14 protein-coding genes are annotated in these 14,822 nt (G+C 52.2%); 4 read left to right on the top strand and 10 right to left on the bottom strand.

Annotated features, from left to right (window positions below; translation table 11 throughout):
- Nucleotides 1–47 precede the first annotated feature (47 nt).
- Nucleotides 48–1,127 (bottom strand): 4-hydroxyphenylpyruvate dioxygenase, encoded by a 1,080-nt coding sequence (hppD, locus tag L6J37_RS11765; RefSeq protein WP_192014302.1) that lies wholly within the window; start codon nt 1,125–1,127, stop codon nt 48–50.
- 433 nt (nt 1,128–1,560) lie between these two features.
- Here hppD and L6J37_RS11760 point away from each other — a divergent pair, with 433 nt between their 5' ends.
- A complete protein-coding gene (locus L6J37_RS11760; protein WP_237795238.1) occupies nt 1,561–2,523 on the top strand; it encodes a CHAD domain-containing protein in 963 nt (320 codons plus the stop codon).
- Nucleotides 2,524–2,670: 147 nt separating this feature from the next.
- Nucleotides 2,671–3,009: a hypothetical protein gene (locus tag L6J37_RS11755; RefSeq protein ID WP_218386985.1), complete on the top strand. Its 339-nt coding sequence runs from the start codon at nt 2,671–2,673 to the stop codon at nt 3,007–3,009.
- 165 nt (nt 3,010–3,174) lie between these two features.
- On the opposite strand, the gene L6J37_RS11750 is transcribed toward L6J37_RS11755, so the two are convergent.
- Nucleotides 3,175–3,663, bottom strand: coding sequence for a glutathione peroxidase (locus tag L6J37_RS11750; protein WP_192014310.1), 489 nt, complete (start codon nt 3,661–3,663; stop codon nt 3,175–3,177).
- A 145-nt stretch (nt 3,664–3,808) separates the two neighbouring features.
- Between L6J37_RS11750 and L6J37_RS11745 the strand changes: the two genes are divergently transcribed.
- A complete protein-coding gene (locus L6J37_RS11745; protein WP_218386981.1) occupies nt 3,809–4,396 on the top strand; it encodes a hypothetical protein in 588 nt (195 codons plus the stop codon).
- Between the two features lie 385 nt (nt 4,397–4,781).
- Here L6J37_RS11745 and L6J37_RS11740 read toward each other — a convergent pair whose 3' ends face one another.
- The 4 genes from L6J37_RS11740 to L6J37_RS11725 all read right to left on the bottom strand — a co-directional run bounded on the left by L6J37_RS11740 (nt 4,782) and on the right by L6J37_RS11725 (nt 7,857).
- Complete coding sequence (locus tag L6J37_RS11740) at nt 4,782–5,801, bottom strand: adenosine deaminase (protein ID WP_237795237.1); 1,020 nt, start codon at nt 5,799–5,801, stop codon at nt 4,782–4,784.
- Nucleotides 5,802–5,938: 137 nt separating this feature from the next.
- The gene (mog, locus tag L6J37_RS11735) at nt 5,939–6,472 is read right to left on the bottom strand and encodes a molybdopterin adenylyltransferase (protein WP_120512318.1); all 534 of its coding nucleotides are present in this window, start codon (nt 6,470–6,472) and stop codon (nt 5,939–5,941) included.
- A 188-nt stretch (nt 6,473–6,660) separates the two neighbouring features.
- Complete coding sequence (locus L6J37_RS11730) at nt 6,661–7,356, bottom strand: pirin family protein (RefSeq protein ID WP_237795235.1); 696 nt, start codon at nt 7,354–7,356, stop codon at nt 6,661–6,663.
- A gap of 54 nt (nt 7,357–7,410) precedes the next feature.
- Nucleotides 7,411–7,857, bottom strand: coding sequence for a DoxX family protein (locus tag L6J37_RS11725; RefSeq protein ID WP_237795232.1), 447 nt, complete (start codon nt 7,855–7,857; stop codon nt 7,411–7,413).
- Between the two features lie 287 nt (nt 7,858–8,144).
- Between L6J37_RS11725 and L6J37_RS11720 the strand changes: the two genes are divergently transcribed.
- A complete protein-coding gene (locus L6J37_RS11720; protein ID WP_237795230.1) occupies nt 8,145–9,368 on the top strand; it encodes an MDR family MFS transporter in 1,224 nt (407 codons plus the stop codon).
- Nucleotides 9,369–9,401: 33 nt separating this feature from the next.
- Here the strand turns inward: L6J37_RS11720 and L6J37_RS11715 are convergent, their stop codons facing one another.
- From L6J37_RS11715 to doeB2, 4 genes are all read right to left on the bottom strand, one after another.
- A complete protein-coding gene (locus tag L6J37_RS11715) occupies nt 9,402–10,766 on the bottom strand; it encodes an NAD-dependent succinate-semialdehyde dehydrogenase (RefSeq protein WP_237795228.1) in 1,365 nt (454 codons plus the stop codon).
- Between the two features lie 17 nt (nt 10,767–10,783).
- On the bottom strand, nt 10,784–12,055 hold the full coding sequence (gene doeA / locus L6J37_RS11710) for an ectoine hydrolase (protein ID WP_237795216.1): 1,272 nt from the start codon (nt 12,053–12,055) through the stop codon (nt 10,784–10,786).
- On the bottom strand, nt 12,052–13,311 hold the full coding sequence (locus L6J37_RS11705) for an aspartate aminotransferase family protein (protein WP_161446411.1): 1,260 nt from the start codon (nt 13,309–13,311) through the stop codon (nt 12,052–12,054). Before L6J37_RS11705 ends, doeA begins: the two co-directional genes overlap by 4 nt.
- 105 nt (nt 13,312–13,416) lie before the next feature.
- Nucleotides 13,417–14,589: a N(2)-acetyl-L-2,4-diaminobutanoate deacetylase DoeB2 gene (gene doeB2, locus L6J37_RS11700; RefSeq protein WP_237795215.1), complete on the bottom strand. Its 1,173-nt coding sequence runs from the start codon at nt 14,587–14,589 to the stop codon at nt 13,417–13,419.
- Nucleotides 14,590–14,822: the final 233 nt, after the last annotated feature.

The following is a 14,822-nucleotide window of genomic DNA, read 5'->3' as shown; positions in this document are numbered from 1 at the left end:
CGTGCGGGCTTGCTCATATCTTTGTTTGTGTCAGTGAGCGGATAAAGTTAAGCGTTATCCGGCACCTGAATTACACCACGGCGGATTTGATCCAGTTCAATCGATTCAAACAGCGCCTGGAAGTTACCTTCACCGAAGCCTTCGTTGCCTTTACGCTGAATAATTTCAAAGAACACAGGACCAATAACGGTATCGGTAAAGATCTGCAGCAAAATGCCGGTTTCATCACCATCAATCAGGATTTTCAGATCTTGAAGTTTCGCCAGATCTTCCTGATGACCAGGAATACGCTTATTCACCCCTTCATAGTAGGTATCAGGGGTATCCATGAAGGCCAGACCGTTCTTTTTCAGCCGTGTCACCGTCTCGAAAATATTGTCTGTGCTCAAAGCGATATGCTGGATGCCTTCGCCATTGTATTGATCCAGATACTCTGCAATCTGTGATTTATCGTCACTGGATTCATTGATTGGAATACGGATTTTTCCGCATGGCGCCGTCATAGCGCGAGACAGCAGGCCAGTGACTTTACCTTTGATGTCAAAGTGGCGGATCTCACGGAAGTTGGCAATACGCTCATAAAAACCCGCCCACAGATCCATGTTCCCTTGCTTCACGTTGTGAGTCAGGTGATCCAGGGTATGTAAACCGGCATCCTGATTAGCCAGGCGTTCCTGATAATCCGGGTAATAGTCGAAGTCGATCTCATAGATATCGTGCTCACCATAACGATCGACCAGATAGATCAGAGATTCGCCGATACCGTACACGGCCGGAATATTCAGTTCCATCGGACCGGCCTGAGCTGGACAAGCTGTCGCCCCGTTGTCCACCGCGTGTTCCAGAGCCAGCGTCGAGTCTTTCACACGAAATGCCATCGCGTTAACGCTCGCACCGTGAACACCGGCAAAACCGGCAGCCTGAGAGTGCTGTTCACCGTTAATGATAAAGTTAATGTCACCCTGGCGGTATAGCCAGACTGATTTATGTTTATGCTTGGCAACTTCAGCGAAGCCCATCAGCCGGAACAGGTTTTTGAGATTGGCAATACCCTCTGGCGTCGGTGCGGTATACTCAACAAACTCGAAGCCGTCCGTGCCCATAGGATTTTTCATCATTTCACTCATCCGTATATCCTCACATATTGGTTACTTTGCTGACGCCTGTTCAGCGATTCCTTACCTATAGAATTAGCACCACAGAGAGGGGTTGAGAAGCCAGTTGTAAAACTAAGGTTAACGCAATGTAAAAATAGTTTGTAAAGCCAGCTTGCCAGCCATTTGAGCTCAATGAGCACCCCATCCATTACAGGTAATGAGAACAGCGTAAGAACCTGAGACATCATGAAATCAAGCCATTTCATAAAATTGAAAAATAGTGTAGAAAGCTTTACATAGGCGTATGCGCTGGAGTACTGCTCTGAAGTGATTGCGTAGCAACCTGCATAAGAGAAGCAACCAACTCTTCGCGGCAATCACAACCGCGAGACTGTGTTGCCGGCTCTGTCGAGATTCGAAAGATAAACAGCCCCTGACTATGGTTATGGAGGAGGTCATTGTAATGAGCGTAAATAAAAGGGATAAACTGCGTTTACCGCAGCGGAAAAAAACGTCAGTTGCCCTGAAAAAAGACAGCGCAATTTACTTGCCGACTTATCATTTTCTGAAAAGCGAATTTCAGCATGCCCGACGCCACGAGGCAGGGCTGATCCGCGATGACGATACAGAATTCCTGCACCAGTACCGTGTGTCACTCCGGCGCTGTCGTGCCTTGCTCAGCCTGCTCAGTGCCATTTTCCTGCCGCAGCAAAAACAGATGATTCAGAACGCCCTGAAAACCTTGATGCAGAAAACCAATGAACTGCGGGATCTGGATGTGTATTTAGGCAACATGGAACCTTATTTCGATGCGCTGGATCATGAGTATCATCAGGGGTTGATCCTGTTCTTTAACGACCTGCAGGACAGGCGGATAGTGTTGCAAAAGCAAATTAAAGAGTGGCTGAAATCTGCCGACTATCAGCAACAATGCACCCAGATAGTCGGGTTACTGGATGAGCTGACCGTGAAACCGACAGATGCAGGAAAAAAGCCCAGCCTGCCGTTTGCAAAAAAATGTATCTGGAAACACTTCAATAAAACACAGAATGTCTGTCAGTCCATCGGTTACGCCAACCCGGACGAACACATTCACGAGCTCAGAATTTCCTGCAAAAAGCTCCGTTATCTTCTGGAGTATTTTGCCCCGATTTTTCCGCGCAAAGTCATGAAAGATCACATCAAGCAGCTGAAAGCGCTGCAGGATTCCCTTGGTTACTTTAACGACAGTGCGGTACAGATGGATTTTCTCAATCAGTATCTTGAGCAGCAAAAGCCAGGATCAAAACGCCATAACGCAATCTCGCGTTTACTGACATTCAGCCAAAAGCAGCATGCCGATCATAAAATCAGTGTTATCGATCATGTCAATCAGTATGCCTTTGCTGCTCCTCAAAAATCCTTCGAAAAGATATATAAACCCTGAACAGGACATCGGACGGGAGATTTTTTGCGGCATCATGCACATTTCATAAAAGCTTCATTAAACAGCAATACAAGCTGAGAGACCAATCACGCTTTATTTTCAGCGCTTTGCTATTAATGAATGAAACACAAATGAAAGGAAGTGCGTATGAAATCAATCAGAACAATAACACTGACTCTCTCCACCCTGTTTGCACTGTCTGTAACACCCCAGGCTGCAGCGGCCGATGCGCAACAAGCCTTTATGAACGACTGCCTTCGCACTTATCAGAATGAGTCCTTATGTCTGGGTTACGCCCTGGGTGTTTTTAACACCATTTCAGCCATTCAATGCAGCCAACCAGAGCAGCACCCTATTCATTCCTTAACTCAGCCCGGCACCATGCAGACGGAAGGTGCAAAGCGTGTTCGCCTGTCGATTGAAGCCATGCAACCGGCACTGAGCAAAATCAGCGACTGCCGGGCCAATGCGCCCGCTTCAAGCTGACCAGACAGTCTATAGTTGGTCAAAGAGCCTTTAGCGAATCAGAAAGCCTTTGCTAATCAGAAAGCCTTTATTAATCAGAAAGCATTAAGCGATGCCGGCCAGTTTGCTACTGGCCGGAATCAGTTTTCACAACAGACTGACGCGATCTTAGTCTCAGCCTCTGTCTCAGATATCCGCTTTGATGGCAGCTTTAATATCCGCTTCCAGCGCCTCTGGCTTGGTCAGTGGCGCGTAACGTTTAATCGGCTGGCCATCCCGGCCAATCAGGAACTTGGTGAAGTTCCATTTGATATTTTTTCCCAGCAGGCCAGGTAAAGCGCCGGTCAGATAGGCAAACAGCGGATGACTGGTCGCTCCTTTGACATCCACCTTTTCAAACATGGGAAAATCAACGCCATAGTTAATTTCGCAAAACTCACTGATGGCTTCGCTATTACCCGGTTCCTGCTGACCAAACTGATTGCAGGGAAAACCGAGGATCACCAAACCCTGCTCACGGTATGTCTTATAAAGCGACTGCAGGCCCTGATATTGCGGCGTAAAGCCACATTGACTGGCGGTATTCACCACCAACACAACTTTCCCTTTGTAAGTGCTTAATGGCAGTAGCTCGCCTTGCAGGCTGGTGACTGAAAAATCGTAAAATGCCGCCATAACTCTGTTCCTTACCTGTCATACTTCAAGCATAGTGTCTTTGTGTGGCCAGTTTATCAGGCACAGCTGTTCAACTGGGAATTGTTCTTTAAAACCGTATACTGGCCCCCCACCACATCTGAAACGTAACTGCCGGGGAACCTCAGTGTCTTCATTTAGCCAGCAACTGACCGCTATGGGCCTCAGAAGCTTAGACTTTAACCAGGCTGAAAACGCAAGCTTAGACGTACTGCTCAGCCAGCTTGAAACAGAATTTTCCTCACTGCAGCAGCAACGGCCAAACAGCAAAGGCGACGATCTTTTACTGGGGCTGATGACCAAAACGCATTTATCTGCACTTGAGCAATATCAGAGTACGGAGAGCCAAAGTCATGCAATGAATGATCTGTTCGTGCAGCAACTTGGCAAGGAACATGCGGCACGTTTCGACAACCAGCATCATGGCCATTTTCTGCTGGTCACACGCCTGTGGATGCTGGTACTCGGTTATCAGCAGATCGATCTCAGCTATGCGGCCGATCATGCGCAGTCCAGCGCTAGCCTGCTGTTTCCGGATGATGCCACAGGGCCAAGCCACAGCCGCGCTGAGCAAACCCGGCGCCGCTTTATGCAGGCCTATTATCAAGGTAAAGCATCAGCCCGCGACAATGCGAGGGGCACAGAGCAGAATACGTCCTCTGTCAGTTTCATAAACTCACTCAGAGGCTGGTTTCAGCGTATATTTCATCGGTGAAACTGAAAACATACGGCAGATCCCGAAAACCCGGTGTTTACGCTGAGATAAAAAAGTGAAAAAACAGCAAATAAATCATGTTAAATCATACAGCTAGCAGGCTGGCTGCTTTTTTTATGTCTTTGCTAATAAAAAAGTTATCCGCCTAATGTTTTGACAAGGTTGATGTTTAACATTTGACTATACATTTTTTACAAAAGTGATCGTTGCGCGTTTTTTAATCACCCCTATAATACCGCCTACGCTTTAACCAAGTATGTTGTTCCTTTAAAACTCCTGCAGCAAAGATGCCCGGAACGGAAAACCGCCAGGGTCTTTAACGCAGTTTGAGTTGATTTATTTCCCCCGCCTGTCATGCCTTTGACAGGCGTTTTTTTTATCTGTTTTACAGTATCGGATGGAGCTGAACAGACAGATAATGCTCCAGGCGCTCCTGCAACTGCGCTTTTTCTTCATCCGGCAAAAAGCTGGCCCTGATAGCGTTGGCGGTAAATAAAGCCATTTCTTCTTTTGTTACCTCAAACGCCGCGGCTACAGCCAGAAAATTGTCCGTCATGTAACCCCCAAAATAAGCCGGATCATCGGAATTGATCGTCACGCACACCCCTTTTCGCAGCAGCTCAATGATGTTGTGATCCGCCATGTGATCAAACACTTTAAGTTTAACGTTCGATAAGGGACAGACAGTTAAAGGCATCTGATTGCGAACCAACGCCTCCACCAGCGCCGGATCCTGGCTGCACTGCACGCCATGATCAATCCGGGACACCCGAAGCAGCGACATCGCATCACGAATGTGACTGGCAGGCCCTTCTTCGCCCGCGTGGGCGACGGTCAGAAATCCGGCTTCATGCGCTTTTTCAAACACACGACGGAATTTTTCAGGCGGATGACCCTGCTCAGAAGAATCCAGCCCAACGCCGATAATGTATTCCTGATACGACATCGCCTGGGCCAGAGTTTCAAACGCCGCATCCTCGCTGAGATGACGCAGAAAACACATGATGAGCCGGCTTGAAATCGATAACTGCTGCTCCCCGTCTGCCAGTGCCCGTGTAATACCAGCCATCACGGTCTGGAATGTCACGCCACGCTCAGTATGGGTTTGCGGATCAAAAAAGATTTCCGTGTGCATGACATGATCCTGCTGACAATGCAGCAAATAGGCCCAGGTGAGATCGTAAAAGTCCTGCTCAGTCTGCAGGACAGCTGCACCGAGATAATACATATCCAGAAAAGACTGAAGATCATCAAACTGATAAGCGGCCCGGGCTTCTTCAACACTGGCATAGGGCAAAGGGATCTGGTTGCGTTGCGCCAGTTCAAACATCAGTTCTGGCTCTAATGTCCCTTCAATATGGACATGCAGTTCAACTTTCGGCAGGGTTCGGATGAAGCTTTCCATAGCACTGACCTCTTAACGCTCTACACAGGTAACTTGGGGATAGTGTTTAAAGTGTAGATTGCAAAATCAGTAAGATGGAGAAGAGGGGAGATTTTCCCTGCCGGTGTGACGCGGTGACCAACAGGGAAAGCAGCACTTTATTTCTGTTTTGGACGGAACACCTTAATCACGCTTTCATCGCTTTCCAGATAAGGCCCTTCCATCAGATCAATACAATACGGGATGGCCGGGAATACCGCGTCCAGACATTCACGGATAGACTTAGGCTTACCGGGCAGATTTACGATCAGTGTATCATCGCGCAGTCCTGCGGTCTGACGCGACAAAATAGCGGTTGGCACAAACTTGAGTGACTCGGCACGCATCAGCTCACCAAAACCAGGCATCATGCGATCACACACAGCTTCTGTCGCTTCCGGGGTGACATCCCGTTTTGCCGGGCCTGTTCCGCCGGTTGTGACTATCAGGCAGCACTCTTCTTCATCAGCCATGCGAATTAAGGTGGACTCAATGACATCACGCTCATCAGGAATCACTTCGTAGACAGGTTCCCACGGCGAGGTCAGATACGCTTTCAGCGTATCAATGATCGCCTGTCCGGAAAGGTCTTCATACACACCCGCACTCGCCCTGTCACTGACGGTGACAATCCCAATCTTCGCTGTTGTCATTTTTTCTCCTCAGGCCATTGCCTTGTCATTGCGAACTGCCACACCACGTGGCAAACAAGGGCCGCTTATCTGTTTGCAATCACAACCTGTCTGTCATCACAGCTGTCTGACATCACGGCTGTATTTAATCACATATAGATAAGCGGCCCCTGTGCTAGTGTAAGCAATCTTGGCCGTTCGGAAAACCTTTAGGGTAAGTCAAACACCAGAGCTGTGACCGAAACATCGCCCTGATTGGATACAATCAGCTCAGGCCGATGATCCACCTTCAGTCCGTCCCCCGGTGATAAGATCTCCCCTTCTACCGTCAGTTGGCCTTTGATCTGATGCAGATAAAACCTGCGTCCGGCCTGCTGTGTCAGGGTCAGGGATTCACCAACCGCTAATATCAGCTGGCTGAGCCGGGCATCCTGCTTAATTGACAAAGTGCCGTTCTCACCGTCCGGTGTGATCACTGGGGTCAAGCCTTCACGCTGACCAAAGTCTTTCTGCTGATAGCCCGGCTCACCACCCAGCTGATCCGGCTGAATCCAGATTTGCAGAAATTTCAGTGTGTCTTGCTGCGAGGCATTGAATTCGCTGTGATATATCCCTTTACCGGCCGACATCAGCTGAAATTCACCCGCAGGCAAACGCTTGATGTTACCTGCGCTGTCTTTATGGGCAATTTCGCCTTCCAGCACATAGCTGATAATTTCCATGTCTTGATGACCATGGGTATCAAACCCGGCACCGGCGCGGACGGTATCATCATTGATCACCCGCAGCGCCGAATAACCCATATGCTCGGGATCGTAATAATGACCGAACGAGAAGGTGTGACGACTGTCAAGCCATCCGAACGAAGCTCTGCCACGATCTGCAGCACGTCTGATTTCCAGCATAATGTCACCTCTTAAATGATGTCGATAAAGGAATATGTCAGGGTAAACGCGTCCTTAGCGAACCCGTTTTGCCAGCAGTGAGTCAGCCGACAATTTGCCAGCCCCGGAGAAAACCAGTGATACCGCGATTGCCAGCAGCGACAGACCAAACTCGTAGCCGCCGTTAGACATAAACAGACCATTCGGTAAGTGAACGCTCACAATAGCCACAATCATAGTGATTGCCAGCACCAAGGCTGCCGGACGTGTCAGTAAACCGATCAGGATAAACAGGCCGCCGAAGAACTCACCGCTACCGGCCAGAAACGCCATCAGCATGCCAGGCTCCAGACCAATCGATGCCATCCATTGCCCAGTGCCTTCCAGGCCATTACCACCAAAAGCACCAAAGAGTTTTTGTGCACCATGGGCCATGAAAATGATACCGGCAGGCACACGCAGCGCCAGAGGGGCAAAACTGTCTGAAGACGTTAACAGGCGTTTAATAAAAGAAGTATTCATAAGGGTTTCCTCAAAAAAATTGAACAAAAATAGGCATTCAAAGTTGTTATCGTTAAAAGTGACAGAAGCTGTACTGACTTGCTCACGCACGGGTCTCAGCCCTGTCTTCCTCGATTGAGAGCAAGTGTAGTGGCAGTCACAGCCAAACAACACTGGTTGAAATTGAGTAACTAATTCGAATAAATCGAACAATAGAATAATTTGCTGCCTGAATAGAAAAATTACAGACAAAAATCAGGGGCTATGACACTATGAACCACTTGATAGTTCAAAGGAAAATCAAAGACATGGAGTTGTCTCACGTACGCCGTTTTTCGGCACCTATCTGGGCCGTGTTAATCGGTACTCTGCTGACCCGCGCCTCTTTTTTTATGGTCTGGCCCTATATGGCCGTGATGCTGCACCGGAAATTTGGTCTGTCTGAAATTGAAATCGGCACCATAATGAGTCTGGCGGCACTCGGCGGCGCTGTTGTCGCCCTGTATGTGGGCTACCTGTCTGATAAGCTCGGCCGGAAAAATTTACTGATCATCAGCTGTCTGGCCCATGTTGCGACGTTTGTCATTCTGGCCGAGGCAGATCAAAGCTGGCTATATGCTGCCGGGGCGCTGATGGCGGGCATCAGCCGAGCTATGCTGGAACCGCCGGCACGGGCAATGATTTCGGACTTATTGCCTGAGATCCCTGTCAGGGAAATGGCACACCAGGTGCGTTATTACTGCATCAATCTGGGTGCGGCTTTCGGGCCGTTAGTGGGCTTACAGCTTGGCTTTACCGGTGAGCAATCCTCTTTTTATCTGGTGGCGCTGGCTTACCTGATCTACAGCGTGTGTTTTATTCTGGCTTTCTGGCAGATCCGCAACACCCCGCAGCCACCCAAAAACGAACAGAATTTCAGCCAGACCCTGAAAGTATTAGCGCGTGACAAGGCATTCATGGTACTGATTCTGGCCAACACTCTGGTGATGTACGCTTACCTGCATCAGGAAACCTCGCTGGTACAGTATCTCAATGGTCTGGGTGATAAAGTCATCGCACTTTACACCAGCATGATTTTTGTCAATGCCAGTGTGATTGTGCTGCTGCAATTTCCGTTGCTGAAACTGCTCAGTGGCTGGTCACTGTATCGCCGTGTGTATCTGGGCGTTGCTCTGTTTGCCAGCGCCTTTGTGCTGTATGCCAGTTTCCCGCTTGATGCCCCTGAGTGGTACTGGCTGCTGGCCACCTTTGTGCTGAGCCTGGGCGAGGTGATTCTGTTCCCGACTTTCAATCTGCTGATTGACAGAGCGGCACCGGATCATCTGCGCGGCGCGTATTTCGGGGCAGGAAATCTGGCATCTATCGGCGTGAGTTTATCGCCATTGGCTGGCGGTATTATCTTGTCGCTATACGGCGGCCCGGCGCTGTTCCTGTCCACTGCCTGTGTGCTGGTTGTGGCGGGCTATTTATACCGCTGCTCTGCCCGCTTGCAACAGCAAAACAGCGAACCGGTACCAGCCACTCAACCCTAGTGACTGGTACCTGCAGCGCGCTTTCGATACCCGTTACTTCACCCAAACCTGCTTGGCATTCACAAACTCGTGAATGCCTTGCGGTCCCAGCTCCCGCCCGTAACCCGAGCGTTTAATGCCGCCGCTCGGCAGGCGGGGATCTGTTTTCACAATACCGTTCACGGCAATCTGACCTGCCTGCAATTCGCGAATAAAACGCTGAGCCTGTGCCGGGTTAGCCGTCCAGACCCCGGCCCCCAGTCCGTACGCCGTGTCGTTAGCCAGCCGCAGCGCATGTTCCGCATCATCCGCTTTGACCAGCACCATCACAGGGCCAAAGGTTTCTTCACGAAACGCGCACATTTCAGGTGTCACGTCCGCCAGCAAAGTCACCGGGTAAAAATACCCTAACCCAGCCTCTGGTTGCCCGCCCATCAGGCACCGTGCGCCAGCGTCTATCGTTGCCTGCACCTGACGATGCAGGTTCTGGCGCAGATCATCACGGGCCAGCGGCCCGACATCTGTGTCCGGCGAAGCGGGATCGCCGACTCTCAGCAGCGTCAGCCGTCTTTCCACCAGCTGGGTAAAGATGTCATACACAGGCGCTTCAACAATAATCCGCTTGGCGGCAATGCAGGACTGACCGGCGTTGATAATGCGTGACAGTGTCGCGACATCAGCGGCCGTTTCCAGATCAGCATCAGCCAGCACCACCAGGGGATCGGAACCGCCCAGCTCCAGCACTGCCGGTTTGATCTCACTGGCTGCGGTCGCGGCAACTTTCGCGCCAGCCCGATCAGAACCGGTAAACGAAACCGCCGCAATGTCGGGATGGCGGATCGCCTGCTCGGCGAGTTCATTGCCAACCGGCAGGTTGACCATAATATTGGCGGGCGCCCCTGCCAGTGAAAACATTTCTGCGATCGCGCGGGCACAACCCGGCACGTGCGGATCGTGCTTCATCACGCAGGTGTTCCCGGCCATCAGCGCCGGCGCCAGAAACCGGAACGCCAGCCACAACGGCGCATTCCAGGGCAAAATGCCCAGCACTGTGCCTAAGGGCTGATAGCAGACATAACTGTGGCTGGCATCAGAGGGCAGACTTTGATCCGCCAGATAAGCTTCAGCATGCTCGGCATAATGCTCGGCACACCAGGCCGCTTTTTCCACTTCGGGACCGGCTTCCTTCACCGGCTTACCCATTTCCAGTGTCATCAGTTCGCCTAAACGGGTTTTATGCTCCCGCAACTGTTCTGCGACGCGACGCAATACCTCGCCGCGCGCGGCAAAGGTTAAGCGCTGCCAGTCAGCTTGCGCGGCTCTCGCCGCTTTAATCTGGTTGGCCAGCGCATCGGCATTCAGCCTCGGGTATTCTTCAATCAGGGTGCCATTGGCCGGATTGATCGCTTTTAAAGACATATCTCCCCCTTAATAGGCTATCCGTTAGCCTGTTGCTGTTTGCCTTTGCGGGCTTTATCTATGGATGTCGCTTTGTCAGACGACACGTTGGATGTGGCAGCGTCAGGCTTGGCCGGTTTGCCCTGTTCGGGTAAGACTGTGAAGTCTTTCGGCAGAGTGAAAAAAGAGTCGCAGCCATCTGGCGTGATAACAATGGTATCGGAAATCCCGCAGGTTTTGTCGCCATCCACTCCCCACATCCAGGGAATGATGTGAAACGTCATACCCTCTTGCAGCACGGTCGACTCGCCTTGTTTCAGGCTGACAATATACCCTTCGTCCCAGCTGGGCGGGAAAGCGATACCGATGGAATAGCCGGAGCGGGTGATCAGCCTGGCCCCGACATCATTGTGAGAAATGATATTGCGGATCAGGTTATCCGCATCCGACACCGTCATCCCGGGCTGGATATAGGCATGCAGCGATTGCAGCGCCAGCTTCATGGTTTCCTGCGCTTTATGCATGGAATCGGTCAGTTCACCCAGAATCACAGTGCGCATCATGGCGGTGTGATAGCGACGATAGCAGCCGGCCACTTCGAGAAACACGTGCTCGCCCGGTTGCACTACCCGTCCTTCCCAGGTTGCATGACCTATCATGGTTCTGGGCCCGGATGTCACGTACGGCATCACAGCAGGGGGCTCCCCGCCCGCCTTGAACATCGCCGAGCTGATGGCCGCGCCGATTTCGTTTTCTGTCACTCCGGCCTGACAGGCCGCAATGCCGGCTTTCATACCGGCTTCGGTGGCAACCGCCGCCCTGCGCATCAGTTCGATTTCGACCGGCGATTTGCAGATCCGTCCCTGTTCGACAATGCCGAAGCAGTCCAGCAATTTCGCTTCGGTCAGCGTGGTGTGTATGGTGTCCTGCTGATAGGCCGGAAAGAAGTAACTGTTCCTTTCATAACCGATGCGTTTGCGCGACAGTCCGAATTCCCGCAACGCATCCACCAGCATCTGAATCGCATCTCCGGTATCGGGATAGGGCCGGGTCCGTTCAATCCAGGTCCGGGCAAAAATGTTCGACTCTTCCATCGCCCGGGTGATCATGAAGGGCTCGTCTTCCAGCGGCACCACCAGCGCCTGAAAGAAGGAATAGCCGGTTGTCTGGTAATCGGTCAGGTACATGATGTTTTCCGGATCGGTGATCACCACCGCATCCAGCTGGCGCTGGGCAATACGCTGTCGCAACTCGCCCAGACGTCGCTCATATTCCTCAAAAGGAAAGGTCATATCGTCGCGTTTTTTCATACCGCCTCCCGAAGCACGTTTTGCGTCACTTCCACCAGAATGGCCAGCCCTGACTGCAAGTCCGCCTCCGGCGTTGTCAGAGGCGGGATCAGCTTGATCACCCGGCCGCCGCTGCCGCAGGCCGAGACCAGCAGCCCTGCTTCGAAACAGCGCCCGACAATGGTTTTCGCCAGCTCGCCAAGGCCCACATCGACGCCGTACAACATGCCTTTGCCGCGCACGTCCACCCCGGCCAGATCCGCCAGCGGCGCCAGTGCTGCATGCATCATCTCGCCTTTTTGCTGCACCTCTTCCATCAGGTGACTGTCTTCGAAATAACTCAGTGCTTCGCAGCCCGCCACAAAAGACAGACACTGCCCGCGGAAGGTGCCTGTGTGCTCACCCGGCGACCAGTGTTTATCCAGCTCGGGTTTCACCAGATTCATCGCAATCGGGGTGCCCATACCGCCCAGCCCTTTTGCCAGACAAACGATATCAGGGTCGATGCCGTAATCATCGAAACTAAAAAACGAGCCGGTTCGCCCCATTCCAGCCTGAATATCGTCAACAATCAGCAATGCACCGACCGATTTCGCCAGCGATGCCAGCCGCTGCAGCCAGGCTTTATCGGCAATATTCACGCCCCCTTCGGCCTGCACCACTTCGACCATAAACGCCGCCGGTGGCGTGACGCCGCTTGAACCGTCCTGATAGCTGGCTTCCAGCAGTTCCAGTGCCTGCAAAGCTTGCTCTGCCGCTTTGCCTTGGGCGCCGAAAGCGGTATGTGACACATGGGTCAGCGGCACTCCTGCCGCGCCCCGGAAGTACTGATTCGCGGTACAGGCCAGTGCGCCTAAGGTCATGCCATGAAAACCGTGCTGGAAGGCGACAACCTCATGCCGTCCTGTGACCCGCCGTGCCAGTTTCAGTGCCGCCTCGACGGCATTGGTACCGGTTGGCCCCATAAACTGCATTTTGTGAGGCATGTTGCGCGGTTCAAGAATGACGTGATGAAACCGCTCCATAAACCGGCGTTTCGCGCTGGTGTGCATGTCCAGGCTGTGTGTCACCCCATTGCGCTGGAGATAGTCGATCACCGCCTGTTTCATGCGTTCGTTGTTATGTCCAAAGTTCAACACCCCTGCACCGGCAAAAAAGTCGATGTACTCTTTACCCTGCTCATCTGTCTGCCTGGCATTGAAAGCCGTATCAAAAACGACTGGGTAGACCCGGCAGTAAGCCCGGATTTCGGATTCGCGCTGGTCAAAAATGCTCATCGTACATCTCCTTGTGCTTTAAAATCTCTGGTGTGAACAGGGCTGTTGCGCTGTGCTGATTCGCTCAGCCAGCCTTCAACAGCCCTTTGATTTTTTTAACCCTCTCTACCCTGTGTAGTTCGGTAATGGCGCCCCCGCAAGCCGGGCATACCAGCGAACGACTTTTTCGAGCAGTCGATCATTAAAATCGTAGTGTGGACTGTGGCAGGGATGCTGATGGACAGGCTCGCCGTCATCGGCTCCGATCAGGGCAAACGCCCCGGGCAACTGCTGCAGGTAATAGCTGAAATCTTCCGAGGCCATCACAGGCAGGGAAATGGTATGGTCGAGTTGCTGGCCTTGATCAGCCAGCCAGGCAGTACGGGCTTTTTCGGCCTGTCTGGCATGATTAATCGTGGCACTGTAACGCGGCTGGATGGTCACCTCGCAGTCCACGCCATAACTCATGGCAGTATGATGGCTGATCTCTTCGATCAGCTGATTGATTCGGGTTTTGGTCTGGTCGTCAGGCACCCGGATACTGCCACTCAGCACCGCCTGCTGTGGGATCACCGTCAGACCACTGGCGGCTTCTATTGAGGTCACACTGACAACGGCGGCGTGCTGAGGCGGTAAGCGGCGGCTGATGATCTGCTGCAAATTGAGGGTAATTGCCGACGCCGCCAGCACAGGATCGGCGCAGAGTTCCGGCTGGCTGGCATGGCCGCCGCGTCCTTTTACCGTAATGGAAAACGTGGCGTTACCGCACATCACCAGATGATCCGGACAGATCATCTTACCGAACGGGATCGCCGGCCAGTTGTGCCAGCCGTAAATTTCATCCACCCCTTCGAGCGCCCCATCAGCAATCATTTCCCGCGCACCGTGCCCGCCTTCTTCCGCGGGCTGAAACAGAAAAGTGACAGGGCCGGGCAGCGTCTCTTCATGCTGTTTCAGCCAGGCGACCGTTGCCATCAGCGCCGCCGTATGGCCATCATGACCGCAGGCATGCATACAGCCCTGCTGCTGTGATGACCAGGTGCGGCCGCTGTCTTCATTAATCGGTAAAGCATCGATGTCACCCCGCAGGGCAATGTGGCGACCGTCAGGATTATCAGACGCAATATGCGCCAGCGTGCCGGTTTGCGCGCAAGGTCGCCAGTCGATACCCATTGCGGTCAGGCGATCACGAATGGCGGCGGCCGTGTGGTGCTCCTGCCATCCCAGCTCAGGATGGCGGTGTAAATCCTGCCGAAAGGTTTTAGCCGTCGACAGGTTCTTTTGCCAGAAGTCGGACATAGAGGTTCCTGCTAGAATACTGAAAAGACCAAAACAAATTTTATTTATTATTTCGGCACTTACCAGCAAGCCTAGTCAGGAAGAGTCGGTTTCTCAATGTTGATGACTCTGTGTGATGATCCTGGACTGCGCACAGGCTTCACACGGCGACGCCCTGTAAAGACGGCCTGGCTTTCACCGTACAGAGTTGTAAGCCTATTCACAATCTGCTCACGCCATACTGTTCAGAGCAC

It is taken from the genome of Photobacterium sp. WH77, assembly GCF_022014395.1.
Taxonomy (GTDB): Bacteria; Pseudomonadota; Gammaproteobacteria; order Enterobacterales; family Vibrionaceae; genus Photobacterium; species Photobacterium arenosum.
The sequence above is the reverse complement of the archived record's forward strand: the minus strand, read 5'-3'. Positions and strand labels throughout refer to the sequence as shown.

Excerpts from the sequence above, each read along its gene's own strand:
- L6J37_RS11730 (WP_237795235.1), bottom strand. The coding sequence starts at position 7,356 with ATGCTGGAAATCAGACGTGCTGCAGATCGTGGCAGAGCTTCGTTCGGA.
- L6J37_RS11715 (WP_237795228.1), bottom strand. The coding sequence starts at position 10,766 with ATGTCTTTAAAAGCGATCAATCCGGCCAATGGCACCCTGATTGAAGAA.
- mog (WP_120512318.1), bottom strand. The coding sequence starts at position 6,472 with ATGACAACAGCGAAGATTGGGATTGTCACCGTCAGTGACAGGGCGAGT.
- L6J37_RS11750 (WP_192014310.1), bottom strand. The coding sequence starts at position 3,663 with ATGGCGGCATTTTACGATTTTTCAGTCACCAGCCTGCAAGGCGAGCTA.
- L6J37_RS11755 (WP_218386985.1), top strand. The coding sequence starts at position 2,671 with ATGAAATCAATCAGAACAATAACACTGACTCTCTCCACCCTGTTTGCA.
- L6J37_RS11760 (WP_237795238.1), top strand. The coding sequence starts at position 1,561 with ATGAGCGTAAATAAAAGGGATAAACTGCGTTTACCGCAGCGGAAAAAA.
- L6J37_RS11705 (WP_161446411.1), bottom strand. The coding sequence starts at position 13,311 with ATGAGCATTTTTGACCAGCGCGAATCCGAAATCCGGGCTTACTGCCGG.
- doeA (WP_237795216.1), bottom strand. The coding sequence starts at position 12,055 with ATGAAAAAACGCGACGATATGACCTTTCCTTTTGAGGAATATGAGCGA.
- L6J37_RS11725 (WP_237795232.1), bottom strand. The coding sequence starts at position 7,857 with ATGAATACTTCTTTTATTAAACGCCTGTTAACGTCTTCAGACAGTTTT.
- hppD (WP_192014302.1), bottom strand. The coding sequence starts at position 1,127 with ATGAGTGAAATGATGAAAAATCCTATGGGCACGGACGGCTTCGAGTTT.
- L6J37_RS11740 (WP_237795237.1), bottom strand. The coding sequence starts at position 5,801 with ATGGAAAGCTTCATCCGAACCCTGCCGAAAGTTGAACTGCATGTCCAT.
- L6J37_RS11720 (WP_237795230.1), top strand. The coding sequence starts at position 8,145 with ATGGAGTTGTCTCACGTACGCCGTTTTTCGGCACCTATCTGGGCCGTG.
- doeB2 (WP_237795215.1), bottom strand. The coding sequence starts at position 14,589 with ATGTCCGACTTCTGGCAAAAGAACCTGTCGACGGCTAAAACCTTTCGG.